This is a genomic window from Williamsia sp. z34 (genome assembly GCF_059553395.1).
In genome coordinates, this window is record NZ_JCANWW010000002.1 from 833,976 (window position 1) to 855,713 (window position 21,738).

The following is a 21,738-nucleotide window of genomic DNA, read 5'->3' on the forward strand; positions in this document are numbered from 1 at the left end:
TCCCATGGAACGCTGGAATCACGCAATGGACGCCATCGAGGAACATCTCGAGGGTGCCATCGACGTGTCCGAACTGGCTCGCCTGGCACTGACCTCCGAGCATCACTTTCGACGGGTCTTCTCCGCACTCTCCGGAATGTCCTTGTCTGATTACATCCGACGTCGTCGACTCACGGTTGCCGCCCCAGCGGTCGTCGGTGGCGACGAGTCCATCATCGACATCGCCGTGAGGTACGGCTACACGTCCGCCGATGCGTTCACCCGGGCCTTCAAACGGATGCACGGTGTGGGACCCGCCGAAGCGAGACAACCCGGTACCCGCCTGCGTTCCCAACCGCGACTGACATTTCACCTCACCATCGAAGGACGGACAGATATGCAATATCGCATTGTCCAGAAGGACTCGTTCCGGATCGTCGGACGCAAACGCCGGATTCCCTTGGTGTACTCCGGACCCAACCCGGCGATCATCGAGTTCGAACGCAGCATCCCAGACTCGCTCGATGCGGCCCTCACCGAACTCGGCGACCAGGATCCACTCGGAATCATCTCCGTTTGCACAGACTTCGACGAGACGCGCGCAGAGGGAACCGAACTCGACTACTACCACGCGATTGTCACGAGTCGCCCCGCCCCAGAAGGCCTCGACAACCTCGACGTCGCGGCCGGACTCTGGGTCGTTTTCGAATCCTCCGGCCCGCTCCCCGAATCCCTGCAGCAACTGTGGCCCGCCGCTTACTCGGAGTGGTTCCCTGCCAACCCGTTCCAGCTCATTGATGGACCTGAAATGGTTCGGGTCCAACTCTCCGATGACAAGCCGACCGGCACCGGGGAACTGTGGCTACCCATCGAACCTGCCCGCGACCACAGCCCGGCCGCGCTCAGCTGACGAACACGCGTCCACCGAGCGCGACCGCAAGATCCGTCGCGGTCGCCAGATTGACATCGACGACGTGATAGGCCTTCTCACCCGAGGCGGTGGTCGCGATGACCGATGCCAGACCGACCCGTCGTTGAAAGATCGTCTGGCACACCGCGACGCCGCTGACACCGCGCAATTGCACCGCGTCGAATCGCCGAAGGAAGTACCCGCGGCGGCTGAACAGGTAGCCGTCCTCGATCCGATGACCCAGACCGGAAAAGTTGCCGATCGCCGCCGGATAGAGCGCCGCCGCGGCGACCACCGGAATCACGAACAGCCCAGGCGGCCATGACCACAGGTGGAGGGCCACCGACAGTGCCGCCGCGACGACAACCACGGGTCCGAGGTAGCGGAACATGATCCGCCGCCGAGCCGCCGGCGGATGCCCGTGAAGCCAGTGATTCCCGAATCTCTCGTCACTGAGCACCTGCTGCGACAACAGGGTGTTGGCCAACATGATCGGAACGTCGCGGGTGGTGGTCGGTACCAGCACCCCAGATTTCGTGTTCTGCTGGTCCGCGCTGACGCCCGTCAGGATCGGAACGAGCCGAGCCCCTCCCAGGACCCGCGTCGTCAGCGGATCGGACACCGTCACACCACGCAGCCTGGACTGGTCGACGGTGAACGACCGCGTCGTCAACAGCCCGCGGGTGGCCACGAAACGTCCGTGCGCTTCATGCACCAGCGTGTAGTTCCACCATGCCTCTACAAAGAGGGCTGCGGCACCGACGACACCGATCAGCACAAAGACCCCGACCGTGGTCGACAACCACTGCGTGAACGACACCTGCTCGAGGTATTCCGAAAAGTACCAGCCCACAACGGTGTCGGGACTACGGCCCACAACCTGTAGACCCTGGTACGCAAACCCGAAGATCGCCGCCGGGGCAACCAGCGACCACACCCCGACGATGGCGTAGACCATCCACAGCCACCGCAACCGCAGGACCACCGGCCCGGGATCAACCGTCGACGTGTCGGTGCCGGGTGACGCGGAGTCAGGTGTCCCGGCGCGCTGCATGCCGGCGGCGGCCAGCAGGTCGGCGCGCAGCGCTGCCGCGACGCGCGCGCTCACCGCATCCAGCCGCAACGCCGAATTGCCCGCGGTGACCTGCTCCCCCGTTCCGATGGTCACGATCGCGAGCGAGAGCAGTCGCAGCACGGGTTTGGCGATGATGTCCACGGTCCGGACCCGGTGCAGCGGGATCCGTTGGGTACGGCGGACGAACAGCCCGGAGGTGATCTGTAATTCGGTGGCGGTCAGCCGATATCGAAATCGCAGGTACTGCAAGATGTAGAAGCTCGGCACCAACACCGCCATTGCGGTCAGGACGATCAGAGTGCCGGCGACCGACGGATCACGCTGTCCCAGGAACACCCACCCGAACACCACCGGGGCGATGAGAATGACCATCCTGATCAGCGCCGCGCCGATCATCCCCCGGTCGAGGCGCTGCCACCCCTGCTCTGCCGTGATCCCCTGAGCCGGAACCTCACTCACGTCGCGTCTCCGAGAGTTCCCTCCGTGGCCACGGTCAGCTCGGCCACCAGGTCGTCGGCGGCGTCCTTGTCGAGACCCTGAATGACGATGTCGCCGTGCGCAGATGCCGTTGTCACCGAGACCTGCGCCAAACCCAGCAACTGGTGCAGCGGATTGCGTTTGGCCTCCACCGATTGGATCCGCGACAGTGGCGCGACCTTCCACTCCCGGGAGAGCCATCCCGTCTTCGCGTAGACCGCTGTGCTCGTCGCCTCCCACCGGTGGACCCGGTACCGCACGATCGGCATCGTCACCGACCAGCACAGCAGCACCGTCCCGACAACGGCCGAGGCGATCAGGAAGCCGGGCCGTACCGCGGTCCAGATGATCGCCGGCAGGAGCAGAGCGATCACGCTCACGAGCAACCAGAGACCACATTCGGTCAGCCAGTACCACCGGGCCCGCGGATCGATGCGATGTCGTGGTGCCCGTGGCGCGCGATCCATGTCGCACAGCATATTCGTTGTGGACCTGAGGAGATTTCAGGCCGCGCCACGCAACGTCAGACAATCGCGAAGGCCCATCCTGCTAACGGAAATTCAGGACATCGTCCCCCCAGGCCTGACGCAGCGCCTTGTCCAGGTCGTCGACGACCTCGTCCTTCCGATCGATCACGAGCGTCGCGCGTCTCCCGGATTCGTAGGGTGGCCACTCCGGATCTCCGGGCACGCCTTCCGGAGTTCCGGCGACGGCGAACGACACCCAACGCTTCAACATGCGGGCGCTCAACTCCTTACCCACCTTCATCCCACCGAGTTTGAAGGTGATGTCCTTGGTGCCGATCACCAGGTTTCCCCACATGTACGGCAACTCGGTGGCGTGCGTGGCACCGACCCGAAGCACCCGCAACATCGGTGTGGCCCAGTCGAATCGGTAGAGATAAACCGGAGCCACCGCGCTGTGCGCGTCGGCCAGCCACAGCGTCGGCATCCGAAACCCGATATCCCGCGCCACGGCGAGACCGGCGGCCTTGAGTTTCATACCGGTATAGGCCGAGCCGATCTCGGCTTCGGACGGCAGGGCCAACCCTGGCTGCTCACTGGCGATCTCGGCGAACATCGCACGGATCGCGTCCGGGGTGACCGGCATCAACGGCGATTTCATCCACCTGAACAGGGACGCTTCATCTTTGTTGGTGCCGATGATCAGCGGCACGGGATGAGACCGTCCGGCCCGGTAGGCCTCCAACGGGTAGTCCGGCAGGAGGTCACGATCGACCGTCGGTGCAAACGCCAACGTGCCCGGGGTTCCGGCCGGTACATCGTTGAACAATGCCAGACCGGCGGCGACGACCCGGTTCACCGCGAGACCCTCCAGAGCCGCGGCATCACCCGCCTCGACCCCCACGTTCTCCAAGAACATCCCCGCGACCCGCGCCGCGCGGGCACTGTCGTACACCGATGTCGCCGGGGCACTCTGAGCGATCGCCCGGGCGAACAGGCCACGCGCCGACGGGATGGTCAACAACGTGGTCACCAGCGAACCACCGGCCGATTCACCGAACAGCGTCACCCGATCGGGATCACCACCGAATTCCGCGATGTTGTCGCGGACCCATTCCAGGGCCAGGATGATGTCGCGCAGAGCCAGATTCGAGTCGAACGTCCGCTCGTCGGTGCTGTAGGACGACAGATCGAGAAACCCCAGCGCACCGAGGCGGTAGTTCACCGTCACCAGCACCACATCGCCGCCCGCAACCAGGGCACGTCCGTCGTAGAGCGGCTGGCTGGACGACCCGAAGACGTACGCGCCTCCGTGCAGCCAGACCATCACCGGACGCCGGTCGCTGCGGTCGACGTTCGACGCCGACCAGACATTGAGACTCAGGCAGTCCTCGTCCTGGCTGACGTCCGGACCGAGTCGGATCACCGGGTTGCTCGGTTGTGGTGCCACCGCCCCGAACACCGTCGCGTCGGCAACATCGGTCCACGGCTCCGGAGGCACGGGCGCTCGCCACCGCAGGCGACCAACCGGCGGTGCGGCGTAACGGATCCCACGCCACGAGGTGGTGGTTCCGTCATCGAGTCCCCGAACCGGACCATTCGTGGTCGTCACCACGGTGTGCTCTTCAGTCATCTCAGGTGTCTCCCGCTCGGCGCCACAGTGCGCGCTCTGGTCACGTCAGATGATCCACAGTAGGTGTTTCCCTGGAGCCATGGCCGGTACAAGCCGGGCCTTTGGCGCACAATAACCAGCATGCCCAGCGACAACCACCCGGCAGCGGCGCTGCCCGTCGGCCCGGGTCCGACCACGCGGCTGCGGTCGGCGAGGCGGCCGATCTCCCCCCGCACACTGCAATTCCTGTCCAAGGAGTCGGGTAGCGCGGGTCTGCTGCTCGCCGCCACCGTCCTCGCACTGGTGTGGGCGAACCTGCCCGGGGACAGCTACTTCACGTTCTGGCACACCGAAGTGGTGCTGCAGGTGGGCAGCTGGTCCACCGAACTGGATCTGCAGCACATCATCAACGACGCGGCGATGGCGATCTTCTTCCTGGTTGTCGGACTGGAGATCAGCCGGGAGGTGACCGTCGGCGATCTGCGTGATCGCAGCACCGTCATCATCCCGGTGCTCGGTGCGCTCGGCGGGTTGTTCCTCCCCGCACTGATCTATCTGGCCTTCCAGCCGACCGGTCCGGCAGCGGCCGGCTGGGGTATCCCCATCTCCACGGACACCGCGTTCCTACTCGGGATCCTGGCCTTGTTCGGTCCGCGCTGCCCCGACCAGATCCGGCTTTTCCTGCTCACTCTCGCCATCGTCGACGACATCGGTGCGATCACCGTGCTGGCGGTGTTCTATACCGATGACATCTCGCTCCCGGCCCTGGCCGTGGTCATCCTGGCGGTTGCCGCGCTGGCCGTGATGCGGTGGGCCGGGGTCTGGATGTTGCGCCCGTACATCCTGGTCGGACTCGTGTTGTGGGCTGCCGTCTACGAGTCGGGCCTCCATCCCACGTTGGCCGGGGTCATCCTCGGGATCTTGATCCCGACGGCTGCGGTCGAACCCGAACAGCAGGTGCGCGTCCGGATCTATGGCCGACTGGCGTTGCAGCGGACCGATGCCCGACGAGCCAGACTGGCCGCGACCGCCCTGCGGGCGACGGTCCCGGCCAATGAACGGCTGCAAGATGCCCTGCACCCGGTGAGCGCACTGGTGGTGGTGCCCCTGTTCGGTCTGGCGAACGCCGGGGTCCTGCTCAACGCGGACGCACTGTCGGCGGCGGCCTCCTCGTCGGTGACCATCGGCATCATCGTGGCACTGGTGGTGGGCAACGGCGTGGGCATCTCGGTTGCCGCGGGCATCGCACTCAAACTCGGCTGGGGCCGCCTACCCGGGCAGGTACGGTACGGGCATCTGATCGGCGGTGCCGCGCTGGCCGGCATCGGATTCACCATCTCGCTGTTCATCACCGACCTCGCGTTCACCGATCCGGTGCTCCGGCAGGACGCCAAGATCGGGGTCCTGGCCGGCTCCGCCATCGCCGCGATCCTCGGGTCGGTCCTGCTCCGCTATCTCGGTGAGCGACTTCCGCTGTGCAGTGTCGACGACGTCGACAACCCGCCGGGTCTCCCGGACGGACCATGGCTCGACCCCACGGGGCGCTGAAGCGATCAGTGGCCGGCGGCGGCTGCTCGCAGGGCGTCGAGTTCGAAGGGTCCCTCGTATCGGACCCCGTTGATGAACAATGCCGGGGTCGCACGCACCCCTTCGTCGATCCCCAGCGTGTAGTCGGCCGAGACGCCCGCCTTGTACTGCTGCGCCTGCAGACCGGTCACCGCACCGGCGACACCGGCGCGCGCGGCGTACTCGGCCAGACTGTCGTCATCGAGATGGTCTTGGTGGCTGTAGAGCTGCTCATGCATCTCCCAGAACCGGCCGCCGGAGGCCTCCGCGGCAAGCGCCGCCGTCAGGGCGAAAGGATGTACCTCGAACACCGGAAAATGCCGGAACACCAGGCAGATCCGGCCACCGGACTCGTCGACCAGCTGCTTGAGGACCGGGGCCAGCATCTTGCAGCCGGGGCACTGGAAGTCGCCGTATTCGACGATGCGAACAGTAGCGCCGGCATCTCCGTACAGATGCCGGTCGGGGTGGAAGTCGCTCACCGCAACATTCTCACAAAGAAACTCCGTGTCCGACCACCTTTGTGGCCGGACCGGACCACAACGGAGAATGAACACACCCCGCACCGACCCTCCAGGAGCAGACAATGACCGACCCGGACCTCGCCACCACCGCGCAGGGACAGATCGACGCCGTGAGCAGGACCGTCACCGTCACCGACAACGGATCGGTGGTCAGGACGGTGGCGTCGTTGCAGCAGGACTACCCCACCTCGATCGATGAGCTGTGGGATGCCTGCACCGCCCCCGAGCGCCTGGTGCGGTGGTTCGCACCGGTCAAAGGCGATCTCCGCCTCGGCGGTACCTATCAGATCGAGGGCAACGCCGGCGGCACCATCAAGAGCTGCGAGGCACCGCGTGGCTTCACCGTCAGCTGGGAGTTCGGCGGCGAGGTCAGCGAACTGTCCGTCCGCGTCGAGTCGGACGACGCAGCGCGCTCGCGACTCGTCCTCGAGCACACCGCGGACGTCGAGCCGCTGCGGTGGCAGGCCTTCGGCCCCGGCGCCGTCGGTATCGGGTGGGACCTGGGCCTGCTCGGCCTGGCGCACCATCTCGCCAACAGCGGCGCGGCGCCGGCTCAGGACACCGCCTGGGCGCAGACCGAGCAGGCCCAGACCTTCCTGTCCGACAGCAGCCGGCGTTGGGCCGATGCCTCGATTGCGTCGGGAACCCCGGAGGAACTCGCTCGGGCCGCTGAGATGCGTACCACCGCCTTCTATCTCGGCACCGGAACGCCCGACGCCTAGCGGAGCGCGGGAAGGACTTCTTTCTCGAAGAGTTCGATGCCCGACAGATCATAAGCGGCTTCCGGGAAGTAGCAGATGCCGTAAGACAGGCCCTGATCTTTGAGTGCGCCGAGCTTGTCGATGATCTGGTCGGGCGTCCCGACGCCCGGCATGCCGCGGAATGCACCCAACGAGGCTTCGGCCTTTTCGGGGCCGACGTACGGGGTCAGACGCTCGACCAGGGTGTCCAGTCGTTGCTGCACCTCGGCCTCGGTGCTGCCGATCGCGATGTTGTAGTTGGCCGAACGCACGATGGCATCGAAGTCGGTACCGACGTTGTCGCAGTGCTCACGAAGGATCGCCGATTTGTGCGCAAAACCTTCTGGTGTGCCATCGAAGTTCGTGTACTGCGCATACTTTGCGGCGATCTTCAGCGTGACCTTCTCGCCGCCGCCGGCGATCCACAACGGAATACCGCCGTCCTGCAACGGAAGTGGGCGGCAGATGGCCCCGTCGACCTGATAGTGCTTGCCGTCGAGTGTCGCCGATCCGGTCGTCCAGGCCTGTTTCATGATCTGCACGCCCTCGTCCAGCCGACCGAGACGTTCTCCGGCAGAGGGGAATCCGTAACCATATGCACGCCATTCGTGTTCGTACCAGCCGCCGCCGATTCCCATTTCCACCCGCCCACCGGAGATGAGGTCGGTGGTGGCCGCCACCTTCGCCAGATATGCCGGGTTGCGGTAGCTCATCGCTGTACACATCTGACCGAGCCGGACCCGCGAGGTCGATGCCGCCAGTGCCGCCATCAGAGTCCACGCTTCGTGCGTGGCCTCCTCGGTGGGCGCCGGAACTGTGTGGAAGTGGTCATAGACCCATAACGAATCCCATTCGCCCTGGTCGGCACGGAGCGCGAGGTCACGCATCACCGTCCACTGCTGTGCGGGGTCGATACCGACCAGATCCAAACGCCAACCCTGGGGAACGAACATTCCGAATCGCATCCCTTGATCCTAGCCAGGCAACACTGAACCGCCAGGGCAACGAAAACTGGTCCGGGTGCCAAACGTGCGCTCACAATGGGCGGATGCCGCAGAATCAATCAGTCCCACAACCGCGCCCGGTCATCGTGGTCGATGCGGCCAACGTCGTCGGGTCCAAACCCGACGGTTGGTGGCGTGATCGAAAAGCGGCGACCGAGCGACTGCGCGACAGCCTGGCAGACCTTGCCGTAAATGGGGTCTCCGAACCTGGATTCACCGGAGCCGACCACCCACAGGTCATCCTCGTCGTCGAGGGACAGGCCCGCGGGGTCGATTCCTCACCGACCGTGGAGGTGGTGAACGCCCCGGGATCCGGCGACGATCAGATCGTCGAGCTCGTCGCCGCCAACTCGGATCGACCCTGCGCCGTGGTCACCGCCGACCGGGAATTGCGCACGCGGGTGACCGCGCTCGGTGCGCAGGTTCTGGGCCCACGCAGCGTACGAGACTGAACACCGCGGTGACCGGCTGCCTTTTGGTGCAGCGATCGGTGCCCGGACGGCTGACTGTGAACGATTCGTGAGAGCCCGGACCAGGGCGTTGACTTGCCATACCGATCGCGCCGACGCCGGTCGCCCACACCGTCGAGGAGGACAGATGAGCGCTACATTTGAGTGGGTGTCCTCCAAAACCACATCGGTGGAAGAGATCGGGTCGCTGGTCGGCAAGCTGTGTTCCGAACACCGCTTGTGGGGCCCCGATGCTCGGTATCGGATCTTGTCCCGGGGGGACGAAAATCTGGTGATCGATGTCGCCGACGAGTTCATCGTTCGCGTCAATGTGCAGCCCACACCACACCGAGCCGTTGCCGTGGCAACCGAGAGCAGACTGCTCGCACGTCTGGGGCCCGAACTGGACGTCGCCGTCCCCGATTTCCTCGTCACCGATGAAGTCGCCGGAGTGGTCGTCTACCGAAAGCTGCCGGGACAGCCGTACCTGCTTTCGACACGACGCTCGTCCAGTCAGCTCGGTTCGCCTGCCTTGACCGACCGGCTGGGGACCGTTCTGCGCACCCTGCACCGACTGTCCGATGACGTCGATCTGCCACACGACGACCATCCGCTCGAGCTGTGGCTTGTGGAGACGAGATCCATCGCGAACCGGATCGACCCCCACCTCGCTGCGGACCAGCGTCCACAGATCCGGCGTTTCCTGGCCACACCGCCACCGGCGAACCCGGCCTATCGGACCCTGTGCCACAACGACTTGGGTGCCGAACACCTTCTCGTCGACCCGGCTTCAGGGGTGTTGTCGGGAATCATCGACTGGACCGACGCCGCTCTCACCGATCCGGCCCGGGACATCGCGCTGATCTATCGGGACCTCGGACCCGGCGCGGCCAAGGCAGTCGCCCGCATCGCCGGGATCGGCGAGCGCAGTCTTCTCGAACGCGCCGCATTTCTGGCCAGGTGCAAGTGGATCGAGGACTACGCCCACGGCATCGACGAACCCGGCCGGTCACTCTATCTGGACAACGCGCACAGGACATTTCGGCACACGTTTGTCACCGAGTGAGCCGTCAAACCCCGCGCTCGACCAGTTCGGAGAGCTGGCGCGTGACGGTCCCCCACCCATCGTCAAACCCCATCGAGTCGTGCATCTGTCGGTCCGCGCAGTCCTTGTGCATCGCGGTGGCCACATACTCCGTGCCGTCGGGATGATCGGCGAACGTGATGACAGCGGTGATGAAGGGTTCGCGCGCCGGCCGCCAGCCGGCGACCAGCGCGGTGGTGAAGACGATGCGTTCCCGATCGTCGACCGCGAGAAAGCAGCCGGTGATGTGCGGCGTGAAGTCGATCCCGTCCTCGCTCATCTCGGTTTCAAACGCGCCACCCGGGCGCAGATCCATGTGCACGACCCGGCACGTCGCCGGCGCGGGCAGCCACCATTGGGCGAACTTCGCGGGGTCGGTCCAGGCCGACCACACGGCGTCCCGCGGTGCCTTGATGATTCGGGACACGGTGAGGTCGAGGGCAGAATCGGTGGTGGTCATGATGCGGTCTCCTCGTTTTCAGGGGAATTCTGGTCGGGGGAAGTACCTGCTTGATCGGGCTGGTCACTCTGGTCGGACAGGACGAATTGTTCGAGTCGGTCAGTGCGGCCCTCCCAGAGTGCGCGCTGCTCCGCCAGCCAGCTCTCGGCGACCGTGAACTGCTCCTTCTCGATTGCGCAGGTCCGGACCCGTCCGACTTTCTGCGTACGAATCCACCCAGTGCTCTCGAGCAGGCGGATGTGTTTCATGAATGACGGCAGCGCCATGTCGAACGGCTGGGCCAGCTCCGTGATGCCGGCCGGCCCCTGGCCCAGTCGCCCCAGCACCGCTCGACGGGTCGGGTCGGCGAGGGCCTGAAATACGCCGTTCAAATCCTTCTGATACTGAGCCATAAGGCAAACTATCAACACATGGACAGTTAGCGCAAGGGCTAAGTATCCCAGCCTCGAAGACCCGGCCGTCCGGTTCGATCAGCGACGAGAGGGTTCACCGGTACCGGTGACCGTTGTCAGGATGAAGACGGAGTCTTCGATCGCGGTGAGGCTGTGCCGGTGATGCGGAAGCCCACGAAGTTCGCCCGCACCGATCACGACGTCCCCCGCCCCACTCGACACCCTGATCGAGCCGCGAAGCACCAGCAGACTGGCGGCGGGCGGCGAATTGTGTTCTCCGAGTTCAGAACCAGCGATCATCGCAACGACGCTCTGCCTCAGCGGGCCATCGTGAACCAGGATGTCGGCGCTCCGTCCGTGCGCATCGTCGCGGGCCAGATCCAGGCGTTTGGCGGAGAGCACTTCCAGGGTCGAATCTGTGTCGTCCATACTCGAACCTCTTTCAGGTCGTGGCGGCGGAGCCTCAGGCAAACACGCTATCCGACCCCGAGCGTTACGCGATCCGATCGACGGAGGCAAAGTCGGCAAAGGCTCCTCCGACTCGTCCGTATGCGAACGAACAGTGGGTGACGGTGCGACGACGAGCGTAGATTCCAGTGCACACCGCCATCCGCCGACGACTCACCTGGGGGGGTCGACCAATGCGCCCGACTGTTCGTGCATTCACCGGCCTGACAGCCTCGGTCACGGCTGTCGTCGCCCTCATCTTCGGCGCCACGTCGGCCGACAACCCCCGATCCGCCGGTGCGGTGTCACCCGGCGTGCGGCCGGCGGCAGTGATCACCGGCGAGATACCAGCCGCGGTGATTCGCAATCAATCTCTGTATTGCAGTCTCATCTGCCCGTACCTCATCGCGGGTGTGACCACCGTACCGATCGCTGCTGCCAGGTCACCCGGAGTCTTTGCCGCAGCATATGAGACCACCGAATCGGTTCCGAGTTCCACTGGCGTTGCGGCACATTCGGTCACCGAACCGGCACATGCGGCGATGACGGGAATCATCGTCAACGACCTGACCCTGGTACTGCCCCGCGCGCAGAACGCGCTCACGGTCGCCGTCGTCGAAGCGATGAAAACCGCGGACGGGCAGGACATCGACACCGGACGCGCGCGGGTACTCGAGGCGCTCGATCGACCGGTCACACCGAACCCGCCATCGACGGCCATCGTCACCACAGAGCAACAGGCCGCCGCGGTCGACGGCATCAACACGGCGTCGGCAGTACTGTTCGGTGCACCCGAACTGCTGCTCCTCGGGACGACCGAGACCGCGAACGCGGCCGCCGACGTGCTGGCGACGACCGGGGACGTCGACGCCGCCGCGGCAACCGGTCGAGCGCACGCCGCCTTCTGGGTCGACCAGGCCGCCGGCGTGATCGACCAGGCGACCGACTGAGTCCGTCACGAGATGTTCAGCCGCCGTCCGATTGACGGAACACCATGGGTGCCAACCACACACAGCAGGTACCAGCCGGCCCACACGCTCCAGCCGTCGACGCGATGTCCGAAGACGGTCAGACCCCAGCCGACGGTGATCTGACCGGAACTGGGCCCGTTCGAATCGTCGACGGCCCGCGCCGTCCCCGCCGCCGATATCACCGACCGCGACCCCACAGTCCTGGTTGATGGACGAGAACCACCCGGGTACGGGTACTGCAGCTCCGGCCATGACGAGCACCCTCGACAGCAATACACGGGCTTTCCGAGTTCAGTCGGGTGTGATGCACATCATGTCGTTCAGCCGAATGACACGGCTGTGCGGGAATTGATCGGACCACGCTCATGTTAATTGAGTCGAATGCACTCAACTCTTCACAGGGAGGCTTCCGAATGGCAGTATTCTTCGGGCCCGAAGGCCCGCGCCGCATCGACATCAGTCGATTGATGAGCAAATCCACCCAGGCCCTCGTCGCTGACGCGGCCAAGTTCGCAGCCGGGCGCGGCGATTCTGAGCTCGACAACCTGCACATTCTGCGGATCATGGCGGACCAAGAGCCCACCCGTGACCTGATGGAACGCGCCGGTGCTGCGCCCGCCACCGTCATCTCCGCCGTGGAGGAGAGACTGCCCAACCGCGGCACCATCACCGGTCCCGGCACCACCACACTGAGCCCGGCTGTACGAACCACCGTGTTCGAGGCCCATCAGCTCGCCCAGGCCTTCGGCTCGACGTACATCGATCCCGAGCACCTGTTCCTGGCACTCGCCGGGGATCAGGATCGTGCACCCGGAAGGCTCTTGGCATCTGCCGGGATCACCCCTCAGGGTTTGCAGGAGGCGCTGCAGGGCCGATCGGCAGCGACCACAAAGTCCGATAACGCCACCCCGAATCTCGACAAGTATGGCTTCGACCTGACCGACCGGGCACGTTCGGGCGGTGTTGATCCGGTGGTCGGCCGGGCCGACGAAATCCAGCAGACCATCGAGATCCTGTCTCGGCGCACCAAGAACAACCCGGTTCTGGTCGGCGAGGCCGGTGTCGGCAAGACCGCCATCGTGGAAGGTCTCGCCCAGCGGATCGTGGACGGTGACGTGCCCGACCGACTGGTCGGCAAACGGATCGTCCAACTCGATCTGTCGAGCATGGTCTCCGGTACGCGGTACCGCGGCGACTTCGAGGAACGACTCAACGGCGTGATCGATGAGATCGTCGCGCACTCCGATGAGCTGATCGTCTTCATCGACGAGGTTCACACCATCGCCGGCGCAGGTGCCGGGGCCGACGGTTCAATGGATGCCGGAAACATCCTCAAGCCCAAGCTGGCCCGCGGTGAACTGCACATCGTCGGTGCCACCACACTCGACGAGTACCGCAAGCACATCGAGAAGGATCCGGCACTCGAACGCCGGTTCCAGCCAGTCACGGTTCCCGAACCCAGCGTCGCCGACGCCATCGAGATCCTCACCGGTCTGCGTGGCCGGTACGAGGAACACCACGGCGTGCGCTACTCCGATGACGCGATCACCGCCGCGGTCGAGTTGTCCGCCCGCTACATCGGTGACCGCTTCCTACCGGACAAGGCGATCGACCTGATCGACCAGGCGGGAGCCCGGATGCAGCTGACCACGCCGAGCGCGGACAGCGAAGGGATTCGCAAGCAGCTCGCTGCCATCGAATCCGCCAAGGAAAAGGCGGTCGCCGACGAGGACTACGAGAAGGCATCCGCGCTGCGCGACCAGATCACTCGGCTGCAGGCACGGCTCGAGGGTCACGGCGACAAGCCGGCAACCAGGCTCGACGTGACGGCCGAGGACATCGCCGATGTGGTGTCGCGGGCGACCGGCATTCCGGCCTCTCAGATGACCGAACAGGAGAAGGAACGGCTGCGCCGACTCGAAGACGAACTGCACAAGCGGGTCGTCGGGCAGGACGACGCCGTCAGGGCGATCGCCCGAGCGGTGCGTCGGAACCGGACGGGAATGAGTGATCCCGATCGTCCGGTCGGCAGCTTCCTGTTCCTCGGACCCACCGGCGTCGGCAAGACCGAGCTGGCAAAGGCGTTGTCCGCCTCGCTGTTCGGCGACGAATCGAAGATGCTTCGACTGGACATGAGCGAGTACGGCGAGCGTCACACCGTCAGCCGGCTCATCGGTGCCCCTCCGGGCTACGTCGGGTACGGCGAGGCCGGACAGCTCACCGAGCAGGTCCGTCGCAATCCGTATTCGGTGATCCTGTTCGACGAGATCGAGAAGGCCCACCCGGACATCTTCAACACCTTGTTGCAGGTCCTCGACGACGGCCGCCTGACCGACAGTCAGGGTCGCACCGTCGACTTCAAGAACACCGTGTTGATCATGACCAGCAACCTGGGGTCGGACATCATCTCGAGCAAGTCGGGCGGACTCGGGTTCACCTCCGGTGACGCCGAAGCCGCGGAGAAGCCGATCCGTGACCGGATCATGAGTCGGTTGCGGGAATCGATGCGGCCGGAGTTCCTCAACCGGATCGATGAGATCGTCATCTTCCGCAAGCTCGACGAGGCACAGCTGCACCAGATCACCGATCTGTTGTTGGAGGACAGCCGGAAACGGCTCGGCGCCAAGGGCATCGAGATCGATTTCACCGATGCCGCGATCGATTGGATCGCCGAGCACGGACATCAACCGGAGTTCGGAGCGCGCCCGTTGCGGCGCTCGATCCAGCGGGAGGTCGACGACCGCATCGCCGACCTGCTGCTCGACGAGGTCCTCACCGACGGCGGCAAGGTCTTCGTGGAGGTCCATGACGGCGAGCTGGAACTCAACGTCAGCTGACCTGATCGGGTCGCCCCCCCGGCGATCCGCTTCACCTCACACGATCCGCTCCACGTGCAGTGCGCTGCGCGTGGGGCGGATCGTCTGTATCCGGGGCAGATCTGCTTCAGCCGGCGTGCAGCGTCAGATCCACGACAACCGGATCGTGATCGCTCGCGCGGACCGAACCCTCTGGGGGCACGAGCTTCTGAGGCTTCGAAGCGGTGAAGTGGGCCGACGCATACACCCGGTCACTGTTGGGTGGTGCCCCGGCGGTGGATTCGGTCAGACCGGCTGCGGCGAACACCTCGTGTTCACTGGCGAACTCGGGTGATCCGTCTCGAATGTTGAAGTCGGCACCGAATATCGTCGGCCCCGGCCATCTCCGAATCGTGGCGACCACCGGATCGACTTGACGTTTCGGCTCATCGATCCCGTGTTGGGGCGGACTGAAATGCCCTGACAGCACCCGAATGTTGTTGCCGCCCGCGGTGCGCACCATGACATCGCCGGCAACCCGCGGCTGGTATTCCTTCATACCCCCGAATGGTTGCCAGGTGTGTCCCAGCCTGGTGCTCACCATGGCGGCCCACGCATCGGCGGTGGCCCGGAAGCGCCGCCCACTGTTGTCCCCGAGTGCATCGCCGATCCGCAGGCCTCGGGCGTCGGTGATGGTCGCGCCGTGGAACGTCATGACGCCGGTGCCTTCCCGTCGTCCGTTGACCTTCTCGATCGCCGCCGTCATCACGGCCCCGGTGGGCCGCAGGCGCTTGACGAGCGCACCGAGTGTGTCGACGAAGTTCGAGCGCACCGCACAATTGTCGAGCTCTTGGAGCAATAGGATGTCGGGCCGCTCCCGGTTGATCGTCTCGGCGAGGAGGTCTAGTTTGGCCGGCGTGGCGAAGAACTCCCCCGGACCGCCCATGCCGCCGTGCACGTTGAACTCCATGATCCGCAGCGTCTCGCTCGCGACCACCGTCGGCGACGCCTCTTCGACAGCCCCCACTACCGAATGCAACCGGACACCACCTACCCGTACCCCGAACAGGGCGCCGGTGGTCGCACCGAGTAACAGCCCCCGCCGCACCCCGAGGCCGGTCATCCCACCCACCGCGGCGCCGACACCCGAACCCCCGACGACATACGCGGTCTGATCACGCAATTGGGCTCCGACACTGTCGATGGCGCTGCGGACATACGCAGGCTCGGCCAGCGCGGGAAGGGCGGCGCCGATGGTCATCGGACATTCCTTCACCGCATGCACGTGCTGATCCACCGAAAGCGTCACGCCACCGCCCTCCCCTGCTGCCACGGACCCGCTCGGCCACCGATTTCTTCCTTTGGGAGCAAGACTAGCGTCGGCCGATCGCACGTCGTCCACGAACACGGAGATCGTGCGCTGCGGACCCACTCGTGGTCCGGCAATTCACTTCATTGCGGCAATGCTCGCATCACGCCAGCCCGCGAGCACGGTGTGTACGGCTTCGGCACCGTGCAGATTCCCGGAGGGAATGGGTAACACGTTGGGGCACAGCAGGAATGGCGTGCTCTGTGGCCCGCCGATCCCGCCGTGTGAGCCGACCTGTTCCTCGAACGCGGCCACCTCATCGGTTTCGGGCCAATACGCGCCGCCGACCATGATGTCGGCGACATTGTCGAATGTGTCGGTCCGGCGGATCTTTTCCAGAGCATCCGGTCCGAAATCCACCAGGGGGTCGACACCGTCGACGGTGCCCGTGGTGACATCCACCGTGCCGTCGGCCCCGAGAACCACGGATCCGCCCGCTATCCGGGCAACCAACAGAAACCCGATGCCCGGATGAGCGCGCAACGCGTCGAGTAGTCCGGGGTGCGCCGACTCGATGGCGTCCATGTCGGCGCGCCCGGGTATCGCCGGGAAGCTGATCAACCCGAGATTGCCCGAGCCGAGTACCACCGGTTTCCCCTCTTGGGGTGCCGGCGTCTGCGGGCTTTTCGGTGACCGCACGCTGGCGGCCGCGTACTCGGCGCCCTCGGCACCGGCATGCTGGTCCGCAGAGCTGCCGACCTCTGGTGATTCACCACAGAGTCGCAGGACGAGGTGTTCCAGGCTCATCCCGTAGCGCTGCAAGAACGTTGCACCCTGACTTTGCCCGTGGTCGGACAGGATGGTGACGTGATAGGGACGGTCCGCCTGTTCGAGCACGGCGACGAGCATCTGGATCTCCTCGTCGATCTTGGTCAGCACCTTCAGCGTTTCGGGTCGAGAGATCCCTGAGTGGTGTGACACCTCGTCGTACCCGATCAGGTCCGCGTAGATGATGCTTCGACCGTGGATCAGGTCCCGGACGACCGCTGCCACAGTGACATCCGTGGCCAGCACCGTGGCGAACGCGCGTACGAGCGGATAGGTCCCACCGCGCGGCACACGCGGTCGAATGTCGGCGCGACGCTGATGCCACGCCTGCCGCAACTCGCGTTGCACCTCGGCGACCATCCTGATCAGGGTGCGCAGGGCACTGGATGGATCGACAAAATACGACGAATAGCCTGCGCCACCGCCGAGGCGCGCCCCGTGCATCCGGCTCACGACAAGAACATTGTCGTCCGCACCTCCGGTGAACAGGTTGCCGCGACTCGCGCCGTCCACCGCCAAAAGCCCGGGGCGGTCGGCGCGTTCGAGCTCGCGGTCCTCGTTGTCGCGCGGATTGCTGAAGACGTCGATCTTGCCGTTTGTCTTGTCATACCAACGAAAGGCGGGCACGTTGCGGTTCGAACCGTGCAAGATCCCGAGTTGGCTTGCCCCCGTCTGACTGCTCCAGTCGGTATGCCACGGGATCAGCGTGTGTGTCTGTCTGACCAGTGCCGCCAGACCCGGGGTGACGCCGTCCGCGATGGCTCGGCGCAGCACCTCGTGCCCGAGGCCGTCGATCTGAATACAGAGCAGCCCGGGTTCACCGGAAACGGTCGCGTGATTGCGACGCAGTCGCTGCCTGCGTACCTGCATCAGCCGGTACGCGGTATTCGAGCGGGACGCGATGGCGCCGCCGACCACGGACGTGAACAACGACAGCAACGTCGCCATCAAGACTGCGTCCCAGGCTCTTTCGACCGAGGCCACCGGGACGATGTTCAGCGTCAACAGCATGATCGCACCGCTGGCAAAGAAGACCAGCAGGAAGAGCACCGCGGGCCCGACCCACGACATCAACCGAACGAACAGCGGCCACAGCACGGCGCTGAGCACACCGAACACCAAGGCAACCACCAAAGCCGACGGCAATTTGGACAACGCCGGGATCCCGATGTTCACCGAATCCAAGGAGATGCCGTCAAAGACCGCGTCGAGCACCAGGATCGCCACCGCCGACGACAACCACAGCACGACGAACTCGACGAGAAGGCCGACCAGCCGGGCTGTGGTGCGCATAGGGCACCCCTTTCGCGTGATCTCTGGGATCGTAATGCGTGTGGGGCCGACACCGGACACAGACGACGAGGACCGTGTCGGCGTGGCGCTGCGCTGGTTGGGGCATGCGAGCGCGGTGATCAAAGACCGTGGCACCACCGTGATGACCGATCCGGTCCTCACCTCGCGGGTCGGTCATCTACGACGCCGTCGGGGGCCGGCCCCGTCCGGGTCCGAGATTCACAGTCCTGACGTTGTCGTGCTGTCCCACCTGCACGCCGATCACACCCATCTGCCGTCGCTGCGGCTCCTGTCCGAGGATGTGCCGCTGATAGTGCCCGCCGGAGCGCCCGACGCGCTACCCGCCCTGCGTGACGTCGGCGCCCGGCTGATCGAGGTGCGCCCCGGCGACGCGGTGTCGATCGGCGAATTGTCGATCCGGGCGGTACCCGCCGACCATGACGGCCGCAGGTGGCGCCGCGGGCCGCAAACCACTCCGGCATTGGGCTATGTGATCACCGGCGACCGGCGCACCTATTTTGCCGGCGACACCGATCTCTATCCGGCTCTGGCCGATTGGGTGTCCGACATCGACCTGGCGCTGCTCCCGGTCGGCGGTTGGGGGCCGACGTTGGGTGCCGGGCACATGGATCCGTCCCGCGCGGTACGAGCCGCGGAGATCGTCTCGGCCCGTCACGTGGTGCCCATTCACTTCGGAACGCTGTGGCCGGTCGGCATGGGCCGGGTGCGCCCCGAACGATTTTTCGGTCCCGGCGGCGAGTTCGTACAACTCGCCACCGAGACCGGACTGCGTGCGACCGAGCTGGAACCCGGCGGTTCGCTCCGCGAGTAGCCCTACCGAAAAGCGACTACTTGTTACCGAACCCCGCGTCGCGGAGTGCCTGGGCAAGTGAACCGTTCGCCGGAATCGGAGTGGACGACTTCCGACCGGAATTGTTGTCCCGCTTGGGATTACCCCGCTGATCGGGGCGAGGTCCGCGGCGCGGGCCACCCTGATTACCGCCGCCCTGCTTGCCGCCGCCCTGATTAGCCGCACCTTGATTGCCACCGCGCTCGGGCTTGGCCTTGCCGGCACCGGGCTCGTCGTTCAGACGTAGCGACAACCCGATCCGCTGGCGGTCGACGTCGACCTCCATCACCTTGACCCGGACAACCTGTCCGGACTTGACCACTTCGTGGGGGTCGGAGATGAACTTGTCGGACATCGCGGAGACATGCACCAGTCCGTCCTGGTGGACACCGACGTCGACGAAGGCACCGAAGGCGGCCACGTTGGTGACAACACCTTCGAGCACCATGCCGGGCTTGAGGTCGGCGACCTTCTCGACGCCCGCGGCGAATGTGGCGGTGGTGAAGGCCGGACGTGGGTCACGGCCGGGCTTTTCGAGTTCGGCCAGGATGTCGGTCACCGTCGGGACACCGAACCTGTCGTCGGCGAACTCTGCCGGGCGCAGCGCGCGCAGTGCACGCTCATTGCCGATCAGTTCCGCGAGGGTGACACCGGACCGGTCGAGGATCTTGCGGACCACGGGGTATGCCTCGGGGTGCACACCTGATGCGTCGAGCGGATCGTCGCCCTCCCGGATGCGCAGGAAGCCGGCGCACTGCTCGAACGCCTTGGGCCCCAGTCGCGGAACCTTCAGCAGCGCTTTGCGGCTCGGGAATGGTCCGGTCGCATCACGATGCGCGACAATGGATTCCGCGAGTGTGTTCGTCACACCGGACACCCGCGCGAGCAGCGGCACCGACGCGGTGTTGAGGTCGACGCCGACAGCGTTGACGGCGTCTTCCACCACTGCGTTGAGGCTCCGGGCGAGGATGCCCGGGGTGATGTCGTGTTGGTACTGCCCGACACCGATCGACTTCGGCTCGATCTTCACGAGCTCGGCCAGCGGGTCCTGCAGACGGCGGGCGATCGAGACCGCACCACGCAAGGAGACATCCATGTCCGGGAATTCATGCGAGGCGTATTCCGAGGCCGAGTAGACCGAGGCGCCTGCCTCACTGACCATCGCCTTGGCCGGGGCCTTACCCGTGGCCTTGCCGATCTCGGCGATCAACTCGCCGGCCAGGGCGTCGGTTTCGCGGGAGGCGGTGCCGTTGCCGACCGCGATCAGCTCGACGCCGTGACGGGCCACCAACGCCGCCAGGGTCGCCTTGGACTTGTCCCACTGGTTCTGCGGCTGGTGCGGGAAGATGGCGCAGGTGTCAAGGACCTTGCCGGTGCCGTCGACCACCGCGACCTTCACACCGGTCCGGAACCCGGGGTCCAGGCCCAGGGTCGTGCGCGCGCCGGCCGGGGCGGCCAGGAGCAGGTCACCGAGGTTGCGGGCGAACACCGCCACCGCGTCTTCTTCGGCAGCACGACGCAGCCGGACGCGGGCGTCCACCATCGCGGTGATCATCAGCTTGGTGCGCCAGGCCAGACGGGCCGTTGCGATCAGCCACGGGGTGGCCGGGCCGGAGTTTGCGACATCGACCCCCAGCGAGGCCGCTGCCATCGCCTGATAGCCCTCGTCCTCGCCACCGTCGAGGGTCAGCGACAGAATTTCTTCTTTCTCACCACGCATGACGGCGAGCACCCGATGTGACGGCATCTTGTCGAGGGGTTCACCGTACTCGAAGTAGTCGCGGAACTTCTGTGCCGCAGGGGTATTCGCCACCGCTTCCGACTTGGCAGCAGTGCGCAGCGTTCCCTCTTTCCAGAACTTCTCCCGAACCGCGCCGACCAGCTCGGCATCTTCCGAGACCTGTTCGATCAGGATGTGGCGGGCACCCTCGAGAGCGGCTGCGGCATCGGCGACATTCTCGGACACGAATCCGGCCGCAACGTCTTCAGGAACCAACGACGGATCGGCCAGCAACTGTTCGGCCAGCGGAGCCAAGCCGTTCTCGCGAGCGATCTGCGCCTTGGTACGCCGCTTGGGCTTGTACGGCAGGTAGATGTCCTCGACGCGCGACTTGGTCTCGGCGGCGTTCAGCGCGGCCTTGAGTTCGTCGGTGAGCTTGCCCTGCTCCTCGATCGAGGCCAACACCGCTGCCCGGCGCTCGTCGAGCTCCCGCAGGTACCGCAGGCGTTCGTCGAGAGTACGGAGCTGAGCGTCGTCGAGACTGCCGGTGGCCTCTTTGCGGTAGCGGGCGATGAACGGCACCGTCGAGCCCTCATCCAGCAGCTTTACCGCTGCCGCCACCTGTTCTTCCCGAACATCGAGTTCTTCGGCGATTCGAGCATTCACGGACTTCACAGCTGGGGTCGATATCACCCGGTGAACCCTACCCACCAGCCGAACCTGACGCCTCCCTAGGTACGTGTTAAATCGGAGACCTTCAGAGCGCACCTTTAGGAGAACCACCCGCGC

General features: G+C 65.4%; 20 protein-coding genes. 8 read left to right on the plus strand and 12 right to left on the minus strand.

Going from position 1 to position 21,738, the window contains the following annotated elements:
• The first annotated feature begins 4 nt into the window (after positions 1-4).
• Complete coding sequence (locus AC51GT_RS08270; protein WP_496328420.1) at positions 5-889, plus strand: AraC family transcriptional regulator; 885 nt, start codon at positions 5-7, stop codon at positions 887-889.
• Here the strand turns inward: AC51GT_RS08270 and AC51GT_RS08275 are convergent.
• From AC51GT_RS08275 to AC51GT_RS08285, 3 genes are all read right to left on the minus strand, one after another.
• On the minus strand, positions 882-2,423 hold the full coding sequence (locus AC51GT_RS08275; protein WP_496328421.1) for a PH domain-containing protein: 1,542 nt from the start codon (positions 2,421-2,423) through the stop codon (positions 882-884). The two genes, AC51GT_RS08270 and AC51GT_RS08275, sit on opposite strands and share 8 nt — an antisense overlap.
• Positions 2,420-2,908, minus strand: coding sequence for a PH domain-containing protein (locus tag AC51GT_RS08280; protein ID WP_496328422.1), 489 nt, complete (start codon positions 2,906-2,908; stop codon positions 2,420-2,422). Before AC51GT_RS08280 ends, AC51GT_RS08275 begins: the two co-directional genes overlap by 4 nt.
• A gap of 82 nt (positions 2,909-2,990) precedes the next feature.
• Positions 2,991-4,538, minus strand: a complete 1,548-nt coding sequence (locus AC51GT_RS08285) for a carboxylesterase/lipase family protein (protein ID WP_496328423.1) — start codon at positions 4,536-4,538, stop codon at positions 2,991-2,993.
• 120 nt (positions 4,539-4,658) lie between these two features.
• On the opposite strand from AC51GT_RS08285, the gene nhaA reads away from it, so the two are divergent.
• Positions 4,659-6,065 carry a Na+/H+ antiporter NhaA gene (gene nhaA / locus AC51GT_RS08290; protein WP_496328424.1) on the plus strand — a complete coding sequence of 469 codons (1,407 nt, stop codon included), beginning with the start codon at positions 4,659-4,661 and terminating at the stop codon, positions 6,063-6,065.
• Positions 6,066-6,070: 5 nt separating this feature from the next.
• On the opposite strand, the gene AC51GT_RS08295 is transcribed toward nhaA, so the two are convergent.
• A complete protein-coding gene (locus AC51GT_RS08295; protein WP_496328425.1) occupies positions 6,071-6,565 on the minus strand; it encodes a DsbA family protein in 495 nt (164 codons plus the stop codon).
• 104 nt (positions 6,566-6,669) lie between these two features.
• On the opposite strand from AC51GT_RS08295, the gene AC51GT_RS08300 reads away from it, so the two are divergent.
• Positions 6,670-7,329, plus strand: coding sequence for an SRPBCC family protein (locus AC51GT_RS08300; protein WP_496328426.1), 660 nt, complete (start codon positions 6,670-6,672; stop codon positions 7,327-7,329).
• On the opposite strand, the gene AC51GT_RS08305 is transcribed toward AC51GT_RS08300, so the two are convergent.
• Positions 7,326-8,312 (minus strand): LLM class F420-dependent oxidoreductase, encoded by a 987-nt coding sequence (locus tag AC51GT_RS08305; protein WP_496325798.1) that lies wholly within the window; start codon positions 8,310-8,312, stop codon positions 7,326-7,328. The genes AC51GT_RS08300 and AC51GT_RS08305 overlap by 4 nt on opposite strands.
• Before the next feature lie 83 nt (positions 8,313-8,395).
• Here AC51GT_RS08305 and AC51GT_RS08310 point away from each other — a divergent pair, with 83 nt between their 5' ends.
• Both AC51GT_RS08310 and AC51GT_RS08315 read left to right on the plus strand, forming a co-directional pair.
• A complete protein-coding gene (locus AC51GT_RS08310) occupies positions 8,396-8,803 on the plus strand; it encodes an NTP pyrophosphohydrolase (protein ID WP_496328427.1) in 408 nt (135 codons plus the stop codon).
• Positions 8,804-8,948: 145 nt separating this feature from the next.
• Entirely contained in the window at positions 8,949-9,866 is a 918-nt protein-coding gene (locus AC51GT_RS08315) for a phosphotransferase family protein (protein ID WP_496328428.1), read from the plus strand.
• A 4-nt stretch (positions 9,867-9,870) separates the two neighbouring features.
• On the opposite strand, the gene AC51GT_RS08320 is transcribed toward AC51GT_RS08315, so the two are convergent.
• The 3 genes from AC51GT_RS08320 to AC51GT_RS08330 all read right to left on the minus strand — a co-directional run bounded on the left by AC51GT_RS08320 (position 9,871) and on the right by AC51GT_RS08330 (position 11,165).
• A complete protein-coding gene (locus AC51GT_RS08320) occupies positions 9,871-10,344 on the minus strand; it encodes an SRPBCC family protein (protein ID WP_496328429.1) in 474 nt (157 codons plus the stop codon).
• On the minus strand, positions 10,341-10,736 hold the full coding sequence (locus AC51GT_RS08325; protein ID WP_496325802.1) for an ArsR/SmtB family transcription factor: 396 nt from the start codon (positions 10,734-10,736) through the stop codon (positions 10,341-10,343). Before AC51GT_RS08325 ends, AC51GT_RS08320 begins: the two co-directional genes overlap by 4 nt.
• Positions 10,737-10,814: 78 nt before the next feature.
• Positions 10,815-11,165, minus strand: coding sequence for a cupin domain-containing protein (locus AC51GT_RS08330; RefSeq protein WP_496325803.1), 351 nt, complete (start codon positions 11,163-11,165; stop codon positions 10,815-10,817).
• Positions 11,166-11,377: 212 nt separating this feature from the next.
• Between AC51GT_RS08330 and AC51GT_RS08335 the strand changes: the two genes are divergently transcribed.
• A complete protein-coding gene (locus AC51GT_RS08335; RefSeq protein WP_496328430.1) occupies positions 11,378-12,133 on the plus strand; it encodes a hypothetical protein in 756 nt (251 codons plus the stop codon).
• A 5-nt stretch (positions 12,134-12,138) separates the two neighbouring features.
• Here the strand turns inward: AC51GT_RS08335 and AC51GT_RS08340 are convergent, their stop codons facing one another.
• On the minus strand, positions 12,139-12,336 hold the full coding sequence (locus AC51GT_RS08340) for a hypothetical protein (RefSeq protein ID WP_496325805.1): 198 nt from the start codon (positions 12,334-12,336) through the stop codon (positions 12,139-12,141).
• Positions 12,337-12,567: 231 nt separating this feature from the next.
• On the opposite strand from AC51GT_RS08340, the gene AC51GT_RS08345 reads away from it, so the two are divergent.
• Positions 12,568-14,991, plus strand: coding sequence for an ATP-dependent Clp protease ATP-binding subunit (locus AC51GT_RS08345; protein WP_496328431.1), 2,424 nt, complete (start codon positions 12,568-12,570; stop codon positions 14,989-14,991).
• Between the two features lie 106 nt (positions 14,992-15,097).
• On the opposite strand, the gene AC51GT_RS08350 is transcribed toward AC51GT_RS08345, so the two are convergent.
• Together AC51GT_RS08350 and AC51GT_RS08355 are read right to left on the minus strand one after the other, a co-directional pair.
• Entirely contained in the window at positions 15,098-16,258 is a 1,161-nt protein-coding gene (locus AC51GT_RS08350) for an endonuclease/exonuclease/phosphatase family protein (RefSeq protein WP_496328432.1), read from the minus strand.
• A 138-nt stretch (positions 16,259-16,396) separates the two neighbouring features.
• The gene (locus AC51GT_RS08355; protein ID WP_496328433.1) at positions 16,397-18,379 is read right to left on the minus strand and encodes an alkaline phosphatase family protein; all 1,983 of its coding nucleotides are present in this window, start codon (positions 18,377-18,379) and stop codon (positions 16,397-16,399) included.
• A 34-nt stretch (positions 18,380-18,413) separates the two neighbouring features.
• On the opposite strand from AC51GT_RS08355, the gene AC51GT_RS08360 reads away from it, so the two are divergent.
• Positions 18,414-19,211: an MBL fold metallo-hydrolase gene (locus AC51GT_RS08360; RefSeq protein ID WP_496328434.1), complete on the plus strand. Its 798-nt coding sequence runs from the start codon at positions 18,414-18,416 to the stop codon at positions 19,209-19,211.
• A 16-nt stretch (positions 19,212-19,227) separates the two neighbouring features.
• Here the strand turns inward: AC51GT_RS08360 and AC51GT_RS08365 are convergent, their stop codons facing one another.
• Positions 19,228-21,642, minus strand: a complete 2,415-nt coding sequence (locus AC51GT_RS08365; protein WP_496328435.1) for a Tex family protein — start codon at positions 21,640-21,642, stop codon at positions 19,228-19,230.
• Positions 21,643-21,738 lie beyond the last annotated feature (96 nt).